Raw genomic sequence first — 17,590 nt, 5'->3', positions numbered from 1 at the left:
GAGCCTGCTCGCGAAGGGGCCAGTCCAGTCAACATTTCTACTGAATGACACACCGCCTTCGCGAGCAGGCTCGCTCCCACAGTTGGAGTTCTGCCAGGCACAGGCTTGGTGTTTGCTTTGCTTTGCTTTGCTTTGCTTTGCTTTGCTTTGCTTTGCTTTGCTTTGCTTTGCTTTGCTTTGCTTTGCTTTTGATCTTGATTTTGACCTGCCCCGTCGGAATGCCGAGCACTAGCGAGGCACCGTACGTCAGGGGACAAAGCGCTTGGTTACTTGGCGCTTTTCCAAGTAACCCGCTGTAAGAGCGGAACCGTCAGTAGCCGTTACCGCAGAAACGGATATACACACGGTCCCCACCCCGCGAGCCCCTGAAACTGGGGACGAACTTTCCCCGCTAGCGGGTGCCATTCCCCAGTCTTTTCCCCAGCTCATGGCATATTGATGTTGATAAGCCATTGTTTTTCCGGCGTTAATACTTTTGTATAAATCAGTTACAAATATGGCGAGGCATTTGCAAAGCCCCCATCACCCCCTTCACGCATACGAGGTGGCTGGTGATGGACAAAAAAACGCGGTATCCCTTCAAGTGGTTGTTGACGCCTTTGAGCGTCGCTCTTTCTATGACACTAAGCACAGGGATGCTGCGCGCCAGCCCGATCGACGATGAGCGACAGCCAGAGCCTTCGGATCCTTCGGCCTACTACGACGAACCGGCCGACAAGGCGGGAGCATTGAATGCCATCCTGACCATGCCGGAAGCCAACCAAGACTCCTTCGATTTGCCTGATGGCGTCAAAGGCACACGCGACACCGAGCGGGTGGAAAACCAGCTGCCGCCAGCGCAACAGACCAGTTTCAACTACCCCACCAATGGCAAGCCCAGCCCGTTGTTCGGGGCCCAGCCATTCACCCAGCAAATGATGCTGTTCGAGGAGTTCGGGCCAGAAAAACTCGACGCCACCACACCGGCCGCACAACTTCCGTTTCCGCCGCCGGGGATTGGTCCGTTGCCGGCCCAGGACCCCAACAGCGTCGCGCGCAGTGCGCCGCCAAGCCTGGCGCTGGATAACTTCCTGCGTCAACCGGGGCTGACACCGTTCCCCAGCCAGTACGCCAATACCGTTGACCGCAACCCGTGGCAGGCGCAGATCGAATATTTCCTCAACCGCCATATCGGCTCGTCGGCCGAAGGCCGTCCGCCAGGAAAGGGCTGGTCCCATCAGCGCTGGAACGAGTTTTACCCGCAGAACGCCTACAAGACCGTGCAGACCGGTATCCGGACCAATGGCGGCTTGCGTGACGATCGGCAAATGCACCACTACGCGGTGGGTGAGTTCGGCCCCGGTGGTCTCTATCACAACGTCGCGGGCATTCCGGCAACGGACGGTACTTCCAAGGGTATCGAGCCGCGCCTGCATCCGCTGATGCCGGTGCAAAATCACAACTCGGTGTGGACCTTCGACGGCACCTTGCCGCCCAAACTGTTGATGGTGCGTTACGGACAGCCGGTGCTGATGCGTCATTACAACGGCTTGCCCATCGACCCGTCGGCCAACATGGGGTTCGGTCTGCACACCATCAGCACCCACGAGCACAACGGTCACGCACCGGCAGAAAGCGATGGCTATGCCAATGCGTTCTTCTTCCCCGGGCAGTACTACGACTATCGTTGGCCGGTGCAGCTCGCCGGGTACGACAGCATCAACACCAAGGCGGAAGACCCGCGTGCGGCGTTCCCGTGCTCGCCCGGTGAAACCCTGTGGACCAATGACATGAGCCCGGGTCTGAAGACTTGCGACCACGGCACGATCAAGATTCGCGGCGACTGGCGCGAAACCATGAGCACCCACTGGTTCCACGACCACATGCTCGATTTCACCGCGCAGAACGTCTACAAGGGCAACGCGGCGATGATGAACTACTACAGCGCCCTGGACCGTGGCAACGAGTCGGTGAACGATGGCGTCAACCTGCGACTCCCTAGTGGCAGCGCCTTGCCATGGGGTAACCGCGACTACGACGTGAACCTGTTGTTTGCCGACAAGGCCTGGGATCAGAACGGTCAGCTGTGGTTCAACCCGTTCAACACCGATGGCTTCCTCGGTGACCAGGTGGTGGTCAACTGGGGCTGGAAACCCACCCTGGATGTGCGTGCCCGCAGCTATCGGTTCCGCATGCTCAATGGTTCGGTGTCGCGCTACTACAAATTCGCCCTGGTGCGTGAAATCAAAGGTAACAGTGGCGAATTCCCTGGACCCAGCGGCTCGGGCGTGTCTTATGCCCGTGTGCCGTTCCACATGATTGCCAATGACGGCAACATCATGGAACACGCCGTGCCATTCGACGGCACCATGGACCTCGACGCTGATGGCGACAAGCAGAACCACAACGCCATTCTGCCCACCCAGGGCATTGCCGAGCGCTTCGACATCATCGTCAACTTCGCCAAAAGCGGTATCAAGCCGGGGGACAAACTCTTCTTCGTCAACCTGTTGGCCCACGACGATGGCAAAGGCCCGAAAGAACCGATCCCGCTGGCGGACGTACTGTCCGAGAAATACAAAGCGGTGATCAAGCAAACCAGCAAGGGCCCGCAGTGGGACAGGGGTGACCCGGCGGTGGGCAAGGTGTTGCAACTCAACGTCAAGGCCTACACCGGTCAAGACCTGGCCATGGATCCTTCGTTGTACGAGCCGGCCAAACCGGGCAAGGCGGAAGGCCTGGTGATGATTCCGCTGAAGATTCACGCCGACAAAGCGGCCGACAAGGCACTGCTGGCCAATGCCCGTCACCGCACCTTCACCTTCGGCCGTTCCGACGGCACTGATGAAGCACCCTGGACGGTCAAGACCGATGGCGGCTTCGGCTACCACATGGACCCGCGTCGCCTGAATGCCTCGACCCAGTTGGCCAGCGGTCCCACCGATGCCGGGACCACCGGTTTCGGCACCCTCGAGGTGTGGAATATCAAGGCTGGCGGTACGGGGTGGAGCCATCCGGTGCATGTGCACTTCGAGGAGGGGATCATCCTCAGTCGTGGCGGCAAGGCGCCACCTGAATGGGAAAAATGGGCGCGCAAGGACGTGTACCGCATCGGTTCGGAAAAGGATGGCCTGGACAGCGTCGAGATGGCGATCAACTTCCGCGAATTCGCCGGGACCTACATGGAGCACTGTCACAACACCCAGCATGAGGACAACTCGATGCTGCTGCGTTGGGACCTTGAGAAGCCCGGGCAATTCCAGTTGATGCCGACACCGCTGCCAAGCTGGGATGGCGTGCGCTACGTGAACTCTGCCGCACTGCCAACCTTCCGCACCGGCGACGGTACGGGTCCACAAGTGACGGTCAGGAAATGAATCGGGAGGGTGTCGACATGAAGTTGCATACACCACGTTCACGCGCATTGCTCATGCACCTGGTGCTACTGATGGCCACCGGTTTGCTGGTCAGCCAGCTGCTGGTTGCCAATCAGGCACCGCCGACACCCGCTCCCGCACCGGCCGCCGCGCCGTCCGAAACCGTCGTAGTCGACTCCGCCACCCCCTGGGGGGCGGACTATTTCCCCAACACCTTGCTGACCGACCAGAACGGTCGGCAGGTGCGTTTTTTCGATGACCTGATCAAGGGCAAGGTGGTGGTGATCAACTTCATCTTCACCTCGTGCAGCGACTCTTGCCCGCTGGAAACCGCGCGCCTGCGCCAGGTGCAGAAATTGCTCGGCGACCGGGTCGGGAAGGACATCTTCTTCTACTCCATCAGCATCGATCCCTTGAGCGATACCCCCGAGGTGCTCAAGGCTTACTCCCAACGCTTTCAGGTCGGGCCAGGCTGGCAGTTCCTCACCGGGGAATTTGCCGATGTCACCGAGCTTCGGCAAAAGCTCGGGCTGTTCATTGACGGCGTCGACAACGGTCGCAGCAAGGACCACAACCTGAGCCTGATTGTCGGTAACCAGCAAACCGGTCGCTGGATGAAAGCCTCACCGTTCGAGAACCCTTGGATTTTGGCCGATCAGTTGGCCAACACCTTGCATAACTGGAAGGAGCGGAGCATTGCGCAGAGCTACGACAAGGCCCCGGAAATCCGTCCGCCGAGCAATGGCGAAGAACTGTTCCGTACCCGTTGCGCCTCGTGCCACAGCCTGGGCCCGACGGACGGACAGGGCATCGGCCTGCGCAGCATCGGCCCGGACCTGATCGGCGTCACCAAGCAACGCGATCCGGCCTGGCTCAATCGCTGGATCCGCGAGCCGGACCGCATGCTCTTGGAAAAAGACCCGCTGGCAATGGAACTGTACGAACGCTTCAACCGGATTCCGATGCCCAACCTGCGCATCGATGAGCGTTCGGCACAGTCGATCATCGAGTTTTTACAGGAGGAAACCGATCGCCAGCATCCTTCGGCGACCCCACTGGCCGCCGGCGAAGAAGAGCCCGAACACCATCACGCCATCGCAGTACCCAAAACTTAGGTGCGGTGATGGCGAAATAACACTTGTTTGACCGTCTGTCGCGATCAATGCCACCTACACTGATCCAGAGCACGGCACAAATGGCTTGATCACAGTAACCAGGACACATGCATGCAGATGCTGGAAGAACAAAAAGTACCTGCGCCGAACCCACCGGCAGCAGAAAGCAAGGATTGGCGACCGCCATTCAACCTGGTGCGCTGGTTCTCACTGGCGAGCTTTTTCATCATTGCCGCGGTGGCATTGGGGCTGGGCTACATTTCCACCCGCTTCGTGGTGCAAGAGAGCATCGAGCGCGATTCGATGCTGACCGCGCAATTCATTCAGGCCATCGGCGATGCTGAAGTTCGCCATGCCTCGATTACAACGAAAAGGACCATGGGGGAAATGCTCGACCCACGGGATGACAACGCCTATCCCGATGTCAATCCGGCGGCCCGTGCCAACGCGCGCATCGAGTTTCTCGATCATGTGGAACACTTGCCGGACATTCTGCTGGCCACCGTATACGCCCTGGATCGTACCGTGGTGTGGTCAACCAACCCCGAGCTGATCGGGCAACGTATCGAGGGTGACGATGAGCTGGACGAGTCCTTTGAAATGAAGGAAGCGGTGTCCACCAGCTACCACGAAATCGATGAAGAAAAGCCAGAACAACGTTTGCTGCGCGAACCCCAATACCTGTTCATCGAGAACTACATCCCGATGTTCAACGCCGATAAAAGCAAAGTGATTGCCATGGTGGAGATCTACAAGGAACCGATCGACCTGGTGGAGCGCATCCAGCGTGGGTTCAAGGCGATCTGGCTGGTGACCCTGCTCGGTGGCGCGGCGATTTATCTGGGGCTGTTCTGGATCGTGCGACGCGCCGCCATGCTGTTGCAGAGCCAGCAGAAGCAACTGGTGGCCAACGAAACCTTTGTCGCCCTGGGGGAAATGTCCTCGGCGGTCGCCCACAGCCTGCGCAATCCACTGGCCAACATCCGCACCAGCGCCGAGCTGGCCCAGGAAATCGCCAGCCATAGTGCGCAGAAGAACATCGGCGACATCATCGGACAGGTCGATCGCATGTCGCGCTGGGTGCGCGAGTTGCTGGTGTCATTACGGCCGGTCAATGACGATCATGAAGACGTCGACCTGGTGCTGACCATCGATGATGCCTTGGGCGCTTTCGAGCCGTTGATCAAGCGCTCGAACGTCGAGGTGCGCTTCACCCCCAAAAGCGTGCCACCGGTCGTCAGCCAACAGGTGCTGCTGACGCAAATTCTCAATAGCCTGTTTGCTAACGCCCTGGAAGCCATGCCCACGGGTGGCTTGCTGAGTATCGATATTGAAACGCCGGCTCCCGGGCAAGTGAGCATGATTCTCAACGACACCGGCAAGGGCATGACCAAACAGCAACAACAAATGGTCTTCAAGCCATTCTTCACCACCAAGCAAGGGGGGCTTGGTGTAGGTCTGGCGTTAGTCAAAAGAATAATGGAGCGTTTCGAAGGCTCGGTCGAACTGACGAGCCAGGAGCAGGAAGGAACCCGCGTTTGTCTGAATTTTAAAGTGGCAACGGGAGGGGAATATGGAACACAGCATACTGCTGGTCGAGGATGATGAACTCCTCGCCGAGAATATTCAGACGTACCTGGAGCGCAAGGACTTCGAGGTGACAGTCTGCCACTCGGCGGAAGACGCGCTGGAGCAGCTTAGGTCTTTTGCGCCCGATGTGGTGCTGACCGACAACTCGTTGCCCGGCATGAGCGGGCATGATCTGATCCAGAAGCTGCGCATCAGCGCGCCGGATCTGAAAGTGATCATGATGACCGGCTACGGCAACGTCGAAGACGCCGTGGTGGCCATGAAGGAAGGGGCGTTTCACTACGTGACCAAGCCTGTGGCGCTGCCGGAGCTCAAGCTGCTGCTGGACAAGGCCCTGGCCACCGAGCGCATGGAGCGCACCCTGTCGTTCTATCAGGAGCGCGAGGCACAGAAGGCCGGGGTGCAGGCGCTGATCGGTGAATCGGCGCCAATGGTCTACCTCAAGGGCACCATCACGCAATTGCTCGACGCCGAGCGCCGCATGGCCAACACCGACCTCCCTCCCGTGCTGGTGGAAGGCGAAACCGGCACTGGCAAGGAGTTGGTAGCCCGCGCCCTGCATTTCGACGGTCCGCGCGCCAAGGGCCCGTTCATTGAATTCAACTGTGCCTCGATTCCGGCCAACCTGGTGGAGTCGGAGCTGTTCGGTCACGAGAAGGGCGCCTTCACCGACGCCAAGGATCGTCGCCTGGGGTTGGTGGAAGCGGCCGATGGCGGCACGCTGTTCCTCGACGAAATCGGTGAAATGGATCTGCTGCTGCAGGCCAAGCTGCTGAAACTGCTGGAAGACCGGACGATTCGCCGGGTCGGGGCGGTCAAGGAACGCAAGGTCGATCTGCGGGTGATCAGCGCCACCAACTGTAACCTCGAACAAATGGTCCAGCAGGGCAAGTTCCGTCGCGATCTGTTTTTCCGTTTGCGTATCATCTCGATCAAGGTGCCACGCCTGTATGCCCGCGGTGAAGACGTCCTGCTGCTGGCCCGGCACTTCCTCGCAGCCCACGGCAAACGCTATGGCAAACCGCACCTGCGCTTCAGTGAGCAGGCCGAAGAGTTGCTGCTCAACTACAGCTGGCCGGGCAATGTGCGCGAGTTGCGCAACATGCTGGAGCAGACTGTGTTGTTGGCGCAAAGCGACATCGTCGCCGCTCACCAGTTGAACGTGTGCATGAGCCTGGTGGACGAACCGCCGATGTTTCAGCACGAGGTGCCTGTCAGTGAGCCGCGCGCGGCCTACAACGGCAGCGAATCGATGAATCTGCCGGAAGTCGAGCGCGACATGGTGCGCAAGATGCTCGACAAGACCGACTGGAACGTGACCAAGTCCGCCCGCTTGCTGGGCCTGAGCCGCGACATGCTGCGGTACCGAATCGAGAAGCTCGGCCTTGCGCGCCCGGATAAACGGCAGTGGTAGAGGAGCAGTTGCAAGCTGCAAGCCTCAAGCTGCAAGCAAGAGCAGTTACAGTGCCGGGCCTGGGGTGCTGAGGCAGGCCAGCATGCATGTGGGGTCGATGACCTCCTGGTTGACGTAGACGCCGCGCTCCTCATCGTAGGTACGAATGAATACACGCACGGTGGCATCGGCCACCGTTGGCAGCTGGGAGTCGGAGAATACGTGTTCGCTGGACACCGGGATGAACGTCTGGGGCGATGTCGGGATGTACGACCCCGGCGGCACCGTGCTCAGCGAAGGAGGAGCGGGGTGGGCGAACGGTTGGTCGGCCCCGTAGTAATTGAATTCACTGCTCGACTGCTCGGTTTGCATCGGGCTGTCGTCGGCCTGTGCCCAGTTGGCGGCGGTCAGGCAAAGGGCAAGCAACAGCGTCTTTTCTATCGTGTTCATGGCAGCACCTGCGGTAACGGTTTGCGCGCACATCCCCAAGGTCATTAACTATAGCGCTCCCTGTAGGAGCGAGCTCGCTCGCGATGGTCGTCAACGATAATGCGTGCTGTCTGAATGCTCGCGATGTCTGGACGTTCATCGCGAGCAAGCTCGCTCCTACAGGGCTACAGTCGTGGATCAAACATTTGATATGGACGCGCCCAAATGGAATTGCCGACAAAAGAAAACGCCATCGCCAGCAACCGCGATGCCTGGAATGATTCCGCCCGCCATCACAAGGACAGTCCTGAATGGCCAGTGCTCTTGAACGCTGTGGCCCTTGCGGATTTTTCCTGCCTGGATGACACCTTGACCGCTCTGCTGACCGAGGTTGGTGTAGCGGGCAATGAGGTGGTGCAATTGGGCTGCAATAACGGCCGCGAAAGCCTGTCGCTGTTCGCGCTGGGCGCCCGTCGAGTGGTCGGCGTCGACCAGTCCATGGCCTTTCTCGATCAGGCGCGGGAGCTGGCCTCACGCTCGCCCCATGAAGCCGAATTCATCGAGGCTGACATCCACCGTTTGCCACTCGAGTTACTGGGCCGCTTCGACGTGGCGCTGATCACCATCGGTGTGTTGAACTGGATGCCGGACATCGGCGAATTCTTCCGCCATGTCGCGCAAACCCTGAAGCCGGGCGGGGCGATGGTGGTGTACGAAACCCATCCTTTCCTGGAAATGTTCGACCCTGAAAGCGCCGAGCCCTACACCCTGGCCACTTCCTATTTTCGGCGCGAGCCGTTCGTGCAGACCGAGCCGATCGTCTACGAAGGCAGGGTCGAGCAGCAGGCAGCGCCGTCGTACTGGTTCGTGCACACCCTGGGTGACATCTTCAGCGGTGCGCTCGCTGCCGGATTGCAGATCAACCATTTCAGGGAGTACCCGCACTCCAACCGCGAGGAACTGTACGACCGTTACGAAGGGCGGGAGGCACAGGTGCCGATGTGCTTTACCTTGGTGGCGCAGAAGCGCTGAGAACTGTATTGCCTGGACTGGTGCCTTCGCGAGCAGGCTCGCTCCCACATGTTGCCCTTTTTACGACGAAGAACCACTGTGGGAGCGAGCCTGCTCGCGAAAGCGGTGTCGTGATCGCCAAGTTACTCGGCTCCCTGCACCGGATCAGGATTGAATTGTGCTACCGGCATCCCCTGGAGGATGGCCCAATCGCCTGACTAGCGCCTTTTCAGCCAGTCCTTCAGGCGTTTCGCATGGGGATAGAGCCTTACCCAGAGATCGGCCAGCGGCGAACCGCTGCTGACAACGAAAGTGCATAGCGGCTTGCGCTCCAGCCACAGGCGATTGGTCAATTGGCTATCCGGGCTCGAGCAGGAGTCCATCCACTCAATGCCGCGCTCCTCGAGTTCGTTACGCCGTTGGATGTATTCGAGGATGAGGAGTACGCCAGGCGAATGTTTGGCGTAGTCCTCATCGAATGCGATCTTGAAGGCGAAAGCAGCCGGTGGGGCGAGGAAGTCGCAGAGCATCGCCAACGGACGACCATCGAGGGACATTTCGAGCATCACGAGCTGACCGCGGGCATACGCGGCGCTGGCGACTGCCTCGAAATAACGGAGACATTCCGGGCGACTACCCAAGGCCGATTGCGACTCACCTTTCCAGCCCTTCATCTCGAGTTTGACGAACGCCGCGAGCCAGGCCGACAAGTCCTCGCCGCTGGGTTGCAGCGCACGAAAACGCAAGTCACCCAACTCGGCCAGGCGGTTACGTCGTCGGCGGTACTCTCTGCGTTCCTTCGACGACAGTGCGCTCTCCAGATAGCGCTCGGTATCGTCGCCCAGCCTCATCAGCGCTCGTTGCCAGTGAGAGCCTTCATGGAAGCGCCGTCCCTGCTCGCGCAGCGCCCCGCGTAGGGCATCGGCCAGTGGGCCATCGGCAGGCGCATCGCTCATACGAAAAAGCGGGTAGCTCTTTCGATGGCTGTGTAACCAGTGCAGGAAAGTGCGCATCACCCCGCTCTCGTGACCGCTGCGCAACAGGGGTGCTACTGAAAAGCAATAACGGTGGCGGACCATTCTGGCCACCGACAAGGGCGAGAGGACACAGGCGCTCGGCTCGAACAGTGGGAAAAAACCATCAATCACAAACCCGGGCCGCATCGTTTGCTCGGTCGGCCTGAGAATGAACAACAGTACGAAGCGCTTGTTGCCCGTCAAGTGTTCGAGGGCCGACAGCAAGGCCCAGGGCGAGTAGAACATGTTGGGTTCGACAGCGGCCTTGGCCAGCGCCTCCCAGGCTTCGATATAGGGCTCGGCATCCGCCCGCGAGCGGACGACCTCGATGTGGTAGTCGGCGCACTGCGACACAGCGCTGCTAACGTCGTAGGCTTTCTCGATAATCATATCCCGCATCCTGCCCTCCAAGGGAAACGCTCCATCCATCCCAACCGCGGAGTTTGTCAATCAGGCTCATGAAGCCTTCGTTGGCCAGGGATTGGCTTTGTGTGGTGATGGTATTGATGGGTATAGATCAACATGGCAATTGCATGGCACGTCCTCGTTCAGCAATTTGTTTCAACATATGCATCAGATTTGACACAATTGCAGGCAAAAAAAAGCTGCTCGCCAAGGTCACCAGAGGGCTTGCGGATCCGCACATTTTTGGCAGCGAAACGTCTGACGATTCATTGCGTAACGGCCTCTGCACGCTGTTCGGTCGTGTTGCCGGCCACGCTGTAGGCAACCCTGGGTATCCCCGGCAAACGCAGCTCCAGCAGCGCACTCAAGGACTCGCCCTGATTCAGATAGGCATCGCCAAAATCGGCGCCGAGCTGGTTGGGATGGACGACGATTTCCAGCAAGCCGTCGGTAGGTGGCGCGGCGTTGCGCAAATCTACCGGGGTGCACACATAGTCGGCGGTGGCCCCGGCCAGTTTGTTCAAACGGCGATTTAGCAACTCTTTGAACACGCGTTTGCGCAGGCTCTGGTTCTGCCCCAGATTGCGCGCCAGCCGCACGGGAACACCCTGGCGGGCGGCGAAGCGCGCGACGATCTCGCCGATGGGCCAGATGTTGTGCACGTGTTTATGGGAGTCCAGATGGCTTGGGCGCACACCGTTATCGAGGCAGCGTTGCCATTGGGCTTCGAGTTCTTCCTCTACCGCGAGGCGATCCTGATGGCCGAGCCAGAGTCGCGTGCGGGACAGGTTGAGGTCGAATACGCCGGAACTGTCACAGAAGGTCCGGCGGGTGAGAATGCGCCGACTCACCGGGTGGCCGTAGGTGAGATTGAAGTGCAGCCCGATGCGTCCCTCCAGCAACGGGTGGCGGGCCAGGGAGCAGGCCGCTTCGAAGGCCGGCATGTTGGCCATGGCGGTGGCGGAACTGATGATTCCGGCCTGGAACGCCCCCAGAATCACCGCGTTTTCACAGGCACTGAGGCCGAAATTGTCAGCGTTGACTATGACTTGGCGAGGCATGTTGGCCCTCCACGAGTTTTTCGGTGGGTGCTGGCGGCTTGGCTACGGGCGCCGAGGGCGCCGCGACGGATGCAGGGGCAACGGCCGCCGCTTTACGCTTGGCCCGCCACTGCTGCAATAAAGGTTTGACCTGTTGCCAGAATCGCAAGGCCAGCCCCAAGGCCAGGCCATCGGGGCGCCAGGAATAAAAACTCCAGCGCCAGTGCTGCAGTTGTCCGGTCATGCGTTCATGCAGTTGATGGCTGGAGTTTTCCAGGCTTACGCGTGACGCATCGATCCAGCGCCAGTTGTCGTCCAGGCCCCAGCGAATCCATTCTTCGAGCAGCACTCGACCGCTGCCCAGATCGGCGTATTGCGGCAAGAACGCCAGGTTGTAGTCGTACAGTCGGCCCTGTTCCAGCAAGCCTAGGCGATAGCTGATGCAGCGACCGTCCAGTTCCAACACAACCACGCGCACCAGGCCAAGGGCTGCGAGGGCGGTGAAAGCGCGATCCATCCATTGGCGGTGACGCTCATCGGAAAAAATCCCCACGCCTTCATCGCCTTTCCAACTCACCGCTTCAACTTCGCTGATGACGTTGAGCAGCGGCCCCATGGTCGAGGCATCGGGGGTAATACGACGGACCTGGGCGCCACACGCGGCGATGCGTTTGCGTGCCCGGCGCAGTTTGTAGCGCGGGTCACCGGAGACTTCCTGGCGATCGGCCTCGCTGATCCGGTGCACGGGCGTGCGACAACTGAGGCGACGTTCAGCGGTGGAGCTTTGGCTCATCCAACCGGTCAGGGCGCTTTCGGCACCGATCGGTTCGGGCAGCTCATTGAGTTGCAGCAGGGCATGGGGCAGTCGACGGCGAATCTCGATCAATGCCTTGCGCATGTTCGCCGCGTCCAGGCAAGCCAGGAGCGCGAGGCGGTCGGCGAGGGGGTAGCCCAAGTGATGAAGTACTCGAAATGGCAGTCCGCCGAAACGTTCGACGGACGTTACCAAAGGTAGACACAGCACCAGTTCATTGCCCTGCCAGCCCAGCAGAACGTGTAAACGTTCGCCGGCGGTCAGTGCCTGTTCGGATGCAGACATCCAGGCCAGCGCGTTGAACGGCGTGTGGTCCGTCACTCGCAACCGCAGCGCTTCATAGGCCGCTGCGGGAAAGTCTGCGGCGCACAGCGAAGTACGCCATTCAAATCGTGCTGTCATAGGGTCAGGCCACCTAAGCAGTAACGGGTGGATGTGCCGGTTTGCGCAAGGCATCCAGGCGCGAGCCGGTGTAGCGGGTTTCGCGGGAGTAGCGCCAGCGGCCAAACAGTTTGTAGACGTTCATGATTCGCCCCTGTTCGTTAAATCCCATGCGAATGTGCATCTTGAGGGCCCGGATATTGCGGGTCTCGCAGACATCCACCACTTTATTGCAGCCTTGAGCCTGCATGGCCTTCCAAAGGTTTAGCTGAAAATCCAGGGACAACAGGGTGCCCCAGTAGGCCCGGATTTGCTCAGCGGCGAATTCGAAGAACTCGCCTTCTTTCACCGGGAACCAGCAGCGATAGTAATGATGGTCGTGGTAGCCGTGCGCGGTGCCCCAGATGAAGGCCACCGCATCGCCTGTATCATCCAGGTACATATGCCCGGTGTGGCCTTCGCGAGCCAGTTCGGTCATGGTTTGGACGCGCTCAGCGAAGTGACGAGTAAACGCCACGGTGTTCTGCGGGGTGATGATTTCCAGGCGCAGCGATGGGTAGGGTTTGAGTTTATGCGGCTGCACCGGGCTGACCAGGTCGCGCTCCAACCACAACAATTCCTCATGGTAAAAAACGAAGTGCTTCCACACTTTTTTGGCGGTGGCGCGCAGCCCTTTTTCTTTGATGTGGGTAATGAGTTTCTGCAACGCACTCATGATGTTGGCTCCTGACGGGGCGACCCGTAAGTGGAGTGATCCAGCGCGCGGCAAAATGCCTGCGTGGCCAAACAATTGAGCGGCGGTCACGAAGCGGTCCAGCCAAGGGCGAACAATGTTTCTCCTGGCAGCTCGAAGGTCACGCGACCGTCGTGGCAGTCGAAGGGTGCGTCACGGCTGCGGTTGTCGGCACCAAAGTAGCGTAGTGAGCCGTTGGCCAATGGGCACGCGGCACCGCTTAGCGTCACATGCTGCAGGCGCGAGCCCTTGTTGACCCCCAGCAGACTGCGCTTGGGGTCCTCGGCCATGGCCAGCACATCGACCTCGAACGCGTCGTTGTCCAGGTGCATCACACTGTGCAGCCAGTGCTGCTGAATGAATTGCTGGGCCAGGCCGACCGGTTTGAGTTCGAAACGCTCGTCACCCTGGACGCGAAACATGCCCTTGGGATATCCGGGCTCATCGCCGGCCAGGAACCAATTGAGCATCTCCAGCAAGCCGTCCTGGGACGAGTTGATGACGACCGAGGCCCACCACATCGAGGCGAAGTGGGTTTCCTGATCGTAGGGGCTCAGGCTTGAGCCGCTGGATATGTTGGTTTGGTCCAGCAGCAAAGCCTTGCGCGGCCTGCCATTGGCGTCGAGTCCCACGAGGTCGGCGGCGCGGCGCACGCTGTCGCGATAAACCCGGGTCGCCAGCAGGTCGCGAATCATCCATTCGTGCCAGGCCAGCGCATCGACCTGATCGCCGGATTCCTCCAGTAAACGCCGGGCCCAGTCGATGCCGCGCTTGTCGGCAGCGCTGTCGGCGAGCGGGCCGTTGATCAGTCGCGAGCTGGCGGGCATGGCAATGCGCACGCCAGCCTTGGCATTGTCCGGGTTGCTGCGCACCTGCCGGGCCATGCTGTTGAAAATGCTTTGATAGTTGGCGTAGTCCGGATAATTGAGGTTCGGCTCGTCGGCGAACCCGATGTAATGCGTGCCTTTGCCGCCCAGGGTGCGAATCGTGGCGAGCCAGGCGTCGAGTCCGGTGTTGCTTGTGGTATCGGCGCGCAGATCGGCCTGACGCTGAGTGCCGGCCAGTAATGTGATGTCCTGGGTGATGCCGAAGCGGTTCTGGTACCGCTGGCGGAAAGCGTCCTCATACTGCGGACGCTTGGCGGTAATGTCGACGAAGCTGTAGTAACCGCCGGCCTGTGGCTTGAGCGCATCAAATACGGCATAACTTGAGGGCGGCGGCATCGCGTAGGGCAGGGCGATACCCAGGTTCGGCGTGTTGCCGAGGATTTCATTGTGTAAGGCTAACCGGGTCTGGCCGTCATCTTCTCGCAGGGGTTTTAGCTGCTGCGGATTCTGCGCAAACAGATTGGCCGTGCCGTCGAGCCAGAACGCCGCTTTGCCGCTGCCCTGCAAATGCAGGCGCCAGACCTGATCGGTACTGGCGACGGGTAACTCGACCTGATCGAACTGCCAGTAGGCGCTATAGGGTTTGAGGGCCAGCGACAGTTGTTTGCCGTCGCCCACGCGTTGGGCCTGCAAAGCGTTGACACCGCCGTGGAACTTGCCGGCCAGCACTGCATGTTCCCCCGCCGCGACTTTGAAATACAGCTCATCGCCGTCGCGGGTATGAGCGCTGAAATGCACCTTGGCCGGGGCGAACAGCGCCACCGTGCGTTCGTCGTGCTCTATCTTGTAACGGCGAAAGCTGTAGCCGGGGATCTCCAATCGATAACTGCTGGCGCCCGGCGCCAACGGCCAGTTTTGGCTGCCGCGGGTTTCCTGGGCGGCTATGACCCGATCGCCCACGAGTTTGCCTTGGCCGTCCAGCAGGTACAGGCGTTCTTCGTTGGCATCCGCCTGCCAGGCCGGCACCCAGCGCACGGTCACGGTGTCGGGTTGATCCGCTTGCAGGTACAGGCTGCCGTCGCGGATGTCGGTCCAGCGCATCTGCCCGGCGCTGGCGTCGAGCGACAGGCCCAGACCCAGACCCAGACTTACCGCCAGCGCGAAGTACTTCATGCTGACTTCCGTTGCAGCATTTGAACCATCGGTGCCAGGTCGCTGGGCAGGATGATCAGGGTTTGCCAGAGCGGCACCTGGCTCAAGCGGCAAAACATCACCAACAACGCGATGGTCACCGCCAGGTAGGCGATGGACGAGGCCGCCGCCGCGCCGACGATGCCGTAGGTTGGTATCAGCAACAGGTTCAACGCCAGATTGAGCAAGGCACCTATGCCCATCAGCAGCGAAATCAGGCCCGGTCGGTTCTTGCCCAGCAGATCCAGGCGCAGGATGCTCGCGTAGTTCAACCCGAACAGACCCGGCAGCAGCGCCAGTAACGCAGGATAAGCCGGCTGATAGTCGGCCCCGAACAAGGTCACGATCAGCCATTCGCCGATCATGGCCATGGTCAGACACGCGCCGAGCATCACCGTGGCTGTGAGGCGCAGCGCCAGCGGCGTGACGTGTTCAATGCCTTCTTCCTGTTGCAGCAGGCGTTTCATCAGCGGCGTGGTCACCGCTTCCGGAACGATCAACAGCAACTCGGCGGCGGCGCTGGCCATGGCGTAATGTCCCAGCGCGGTACTGCCGAGCAGGGCACCGATAAACAGATAATCGGAGCGCAGAGTCACTTGCTGGAACAGCAGGTCCGGATGGCTTCGGGCGCTGTAGCGCAGCAGTTCTTTCTGGCTGGCGCGGTCCCATTGCAACGTCAGCGGTTGATCACGCTTGAGCCAAAGCCAACCGACAAGCACCACTAGGCTGATGCCTGCCAGCCAACTGATCAATGCCGCTTCAAGAGCGGCGCTTTTCCACATCCAGAACAACGCGAGAAACAGCAGCAACGGTGTCAGCGACTCGATCAGGCGCAAGGCATTGAAGGCCACTACGCCGCCCGAGGCGTTGTGCAAGGTCAGCAGTCCGCTCTTGAGTACGGTCAATGGCACCGCCAACAGCAACAACCAGGCCAGCAGGCCCAGTTGCGTGGTGATATCCAGTTCACTGCCGAACTCGCGGGTCAGCGCCACCACCAGCAAGGTCAACAAACCGGCCAGCAGACAGCCGAACACCAGCACCTGACTCAGCAGCAAGCCCATGGGCCGTTGCTTGGCCGCCTGATAACCCACCGCCGAATTCAGCCCGCCACTGGTGGCGGCGCTGATCAGATCCGGCAGGGTGCTGAGCAGGGCAAACAGGCCGCGCTCGCTTGGCCCGAGAATCCGCGCCAGCAATACGTTGCGCATCAGGCGCAGGCCGATCATCGCCAGTTTGGTGCCCATGCTCAGGGCCAGGTGCTTGAGGTAGTTGCTGCGACTCATGGGCGGCCCCCACGGTAGATGCGCCAGGACAGCAATTGCGGATTGCGCGCGGTGCGCTGGCTGACGCCGAAGCGTGGCAAGGCCATCGGATCTTCGACGCCACGATAAATGCCGGTGCCGGTGCCCAGGGCAAACGGGAAGTCGTGGTCGGCCACGCGCTCGCGCACCCGCTCATCGTTGTCGCCATTGGGGTAGCAGTACACCGGCAGCGGCCGGTTGCAGCCATTCAGCAGGGCCTGGCGGCTGCGACTGAGCTCTTCGTCGAGTCGTTGATCGTCCAGGCCGGTGAGGATCGCATGGCTGGCACCGTGGGGGCCGAAGCGCACCAGTCCGGAGGCTTCCAGCGAGCGTACCTGATGCCAGTCCAGCGCCTGTGGCAGTGACTCCTGCGGGCACGCGTCGGTCAGGCGATTGAGGTCCACGGGGGGCAAGGTTTTCAGGTCTTGCAAAAAGTGCGTTAGCGCCAGGCTGCGCCGCTGCTCATCCGGGTCATCGCACTGTGCGGGCAGAGGCCGACCCAGTCGCTGCAAGCATTCGATCAACGGCTGGCGGGCCTGTTCACCGTGGCTGTTCCACAGGGTTTCGCCAATGCTTTCCCACCAGAAACGCTGGCGGCTGCCGATGAAATCCGTGGACAGGAAAATGCTCGCCGGCACCTGATGTTTTTGCAGCAGCGGGAAAGCATTCACCGCGTTGTCGCGCCAGCCATCGTCGAAGGTCAGCGTCACTTTCGGGCGATGGGACCTGAGGCTGCCCGGTTGCAGAATCTCCATCAACGGCACGCAGTCGAAATGCCGTTTCAACCAGACCAGCAAATGCTCAAAGGCCTTGGGGCCCACGCACAATTCATTGCGATGGGGCAGTTCGGCGGCGCGGTCGTCGGCCAGCACCCGGTGCAGCATCAGGATCACGCCGGCGCCATGCAGTTGCTGGCGTCCGACGGGGGAGTTGAGGTACAGCCAGCCGCTGGTGCGTTTTAATAGTTGTTTGATCGCCATGGCCTGTG

General features: G+C 60.4%; 13 protein-coding genes and 1 pseudogene. 6 read left to right on the top strand and 8 right to left on the bottom strand.

The window, feature by feature from the left end:
- From ACSFE6_RS23480 to ACSFE6_RS23460, 5 genes and pseudogenes are all read left to right on the top strand, one after another.
- Positions 1-232, top strand: a pseudogene (locus ACSFE6_RS23480) (hypothetical protein); the annotation flags it as partial.
- A 322-nt stretch (positions 233-554) separates the two neighbouring features.
- On the top strand, positions 555-3,356 hold the full coding sequence (locus tag ACSFE6_RS23475; RefSeq protein ID WP_435429820.1) for a multicopper oxidase domain-containing protein: 2,802 nt from the start codon (positions 555-557) through the stop codon (positions 3,354-3,356).
- A 17-nt stretch (positions 3,357-3,373) separates the two neighbouring features.
- On the top strand, positions 3,374-4,471 hold the full coding sequence (locus ACSFE6_RS23470) for an SCO family protein (RefSeq protein ID WP_435429819.1): 1,098 nt from the start codon (positions 3,374-3,376) through the stop codon (positions 4,469-4,471).
- Positions 4,472-4,582: 111 nt separating this feature from the next.
- Positions 4,583-6,076: a sensor histidine kinase gene (locus ACSFE6_RS23465; protein ID WP_435429818.1), complete on the top strand. Its 1,494-nt coding sequence runs from the start codon at positions 4,583-4,585 to the stop codon at positions 6,074-6,076.
- Positions 6,045-7,475 carry a sigma-54-dependent transcriptional regulator gene (locus ACSFE6_RS23460; protein ID WP_435429817.1) on the top strand — a complete coding sequence of 477 codons (1,431 nt, stop codon included), beginning with the start codon at positions 6,045-6,047 and terminating at the stop codon, positions 7,473-7,475. The genes ACSFE6_RS23465 and ACSFE6_RS23460 overlap by 32 nt, the downstream gene beginning before the upstream one ends.
- A 45-nt stretch (positions 7,476-7,520) precedes the next feature.
- Here the strand turns inward: ACSFE6_RS23460 and ACSFE6_RS23455 are convergent, their stop codons facing one another.
- On the bottom strand, positions 7,521-7,904 hold the full coding sequence (locus ACSFE6_RS23455) for a hypothetical protein (protein WP_435429816.1): 384 nt from the start codon (positions 7,902-7,904) through the stop codon (positions 7,521-7,523).
- A 204-nt stretch (positions 7,905-8,108) separates the two neighbouring features.
- Here ACSFE6_RS23455 and ACSFE6_RS23450 point away from each other — a divergent pair, with 204 nt between their 5' ends.
- Entirely contained in the window at positions 8,109-8,915 is an 807-nt protein-coding gene (locus ACSFE6_RS23450) for a class I SAM-dependent methyltransferase (protein WP_435429815.1), read from the top strand.
- A gap of 197 nt (positions 8,916-9,112) precedes the next feature.
- Here ACSFE6_RS23450 and ACSFE6_RS23445 read toward each other — a convergent pair whose 3' ends face one another.
- From ACSFE6_RS23445 to ACSFE6_RS23415, 7 genes are all read right to left on the bottom strand, one after another.
- Positions 9,113-10,300, bottom strand: a complete 1,188-nt coding sequence (locus ACSFE6_RS23445; protein WP_435429814.1) for a GNAT family N-acetyltransferase — start codon at positions 10,298-10,300, stop codon at positions 9,113-9,115.
- 281 nt (positions 10,301-10,581) lie between these two features.
- Positions 10,582-11,376: a ChbG/HpnK family deacetylase gene (locus tag ACSFE6_RS23440; protein WP_435429813.1), complete on the bottom strand. Its 795-nt coding sequence runs from the start codon at positions 11,374-11,376 to the stop codon at positions 10,582-10,584.
- Positions 11,348-12,571 (bottom strand): GNAT family N-acetyltransferase, encoded by a 1,224-nt coding sequence (locus ACSFE6_RS23435; protein WP_435429812.1) that lies wholly within the window; start codon positions 12,569-12,571, stop codon positions 11,348-11,350. Before ACSFE6_RS23435 ends, ACSFE6_RS23440 begins: the two co-directional genes overlap by 29 nt.
- 13 nt (positions 12,572-12,584) lie before the next feature.
- Positions 12,585-13,265 (bottom strand): N-acetyltransferase, encoded by a 681-nt coding sequence (locus ACSFE6_RS23430; protein ID WP_435429811.1) that lies wholly within the window; start codon positions 13,263-13,265, stop codon positions 12,585-12,587.
- A gap of 86 nt (positions 13,266-13,351) precedes the next feature.
- Positions 13,352-15,283 carry a hypothetical protein gene (locus ACSFE6_RS23425; RefSeq protein ID WP_435429810.1) on the bottom strand — a complete coding sequence of 644 codons (1,932 nt, stop codon included), beginning with the start codon at positions 15,281-15,283 and terminating at the stop codon, positions 13,352-13,354.
- Positions 15,280-16,584 carry a lipopolysaccharide biosynthesis protein gene (locus ACSFE6_RS23420; protein WP_435429809.1) on the bottom strand — a complete coding sequence of 435 codons (1,305 nt, stop codon included), beginning with the start codon at positions 16,582-16,584 and terminating at the stop codon, positions 15,280-15,282. Before ACSFE6_RS23420 ends, ACSFE6_RS23425 begins: the two co-directional genes overlap by 4 nt.
- Complete coding sequence (locus ACSFE6_RS23415; protein ID WP_435429808.1) at positions 16,581-17,582, bottom strand: polysaccharide deacetylase family protein; 1,002 nt, start codon at positions 17,580-17,582, stop codon at positions 16,581-16,583. Before ACSFE6_RS23415 ends, ACSFE6_RS23420 begins: the two co-directional genes overlap by 4 nt.
- Positions 17,583-17,590 lie beyond the last annotated feature (8 nt).

This window comes from Pseudomonas baetica (genome assembly GCF_051216495.1).
Taxonomy (GTDB): Bacteria; Pseudomonadota; Gammaproteobacteria; order Pseudomonadales; family Pseudomonadaceae; genus Aquipseudomonas; species Aquipseudomonas baetica_B.
This window is presented reverse-complemented; position numbering and strand designations above follow the sequence as displayed.

Excerpts from the sequence above, each read along its gene's own strand:
- ACSFE6_RS23475 (WP_435429820.1), top strand. The coding sequence starts at position 555 with ATGGACAAAAAAACGCGGTATCCCTTCAAGTGGTTGTTGACGCCTTTG.
- ACSFE6_RS23470 (WP_435429819.1), top strand. The coding sequence starts at position 3,374 with ATGAAGTTGCATACACCACGTTCACGCGCATTGCTCATGCACCTGGTG.
- ACSFE6_RS23465 (WP_435429818.1), top strand. The coding sequence starts at position 4,583 with ATGCAGATGCTGGAAGAACAAAAAGTACCTGCGCCGAACCCACCGGCA.
- ACSFE6_RS23460 (WP_435429817.1), top strand. The coding sequence starts at position 6,045 with ATGGAACACAGCATACTGCTGGTCGAGGATGATGAACTCCTCGCCGAG.
- ACSFE6_RS23455 (WP_435429816.1), bottom strand. The coding sequence starts at position 7,904 with ATGAACACGATAGAAAAGACGCTGTTGCTTGCCCTTTGCCTGACCGCC.
- ACSFE6_RS23450 (WP_435429815.1), top strand. The coding sequence starts at position 8,109 with ATGGAATTGCCGACAAAAGAAAACGCCATCGCCAGCAACCGCGATGCC.
- ACSFE6_RS23445 (WP_435429814.1), bottom strand. The coding sequence starts at position 10,300 with ATGATTATCGAGAAAGCCTACGACGTTAGCAGCGCTGTGTCGCAGTGC.
- ACSFE6_RS23440 (WP_435429813.1), bottom strand. The coding sequence starts at position 11,376 with ATGCCTCGCCAAGTCATAGTCAACGCTGACAATTTCGGCCTCAGTGCC.
- ACSFE6_RS23435 (WP_435429812.1), bottom strand. The coding sequence starts at position 12,571 with ATGACAGCACGATTTGAATGGCGTACTTCGCTGTGCGCCGCAGACTTT.
- ACSFE6_RS23430 (WP_435429811.1), bottom strand. The coding sequence starts at position 13,265 with ATGAGTGCGTTGCAGAAACTCATTACCCACATCAAAGAAAAAGGGCTG.
- ACSFE6_RS23425 (WP_435429810.1), bottom strand. The coding sequence starts at position 15,283 with ATGAAGTACTTCGCGCTGGCGGTAAGTCTGGGTCTGGGTCTGGGCCTG.
- ACSFE6_RS23420 (WP_435429809.1), bottom strand. The coding sequence starts at position 16,584 with ATGAGTCGCAGCAACTACCTCAAGCACCTGGCCCTGAGCATGGGCACC.
- ACSFE6_RS23415 (WP_435429808.1), bottom strand. The coding sequence starts at position 17,582 with ATGGCGATCAAACAACTATTAAAACGCACCAGCGGCTGGCTGTACCTC.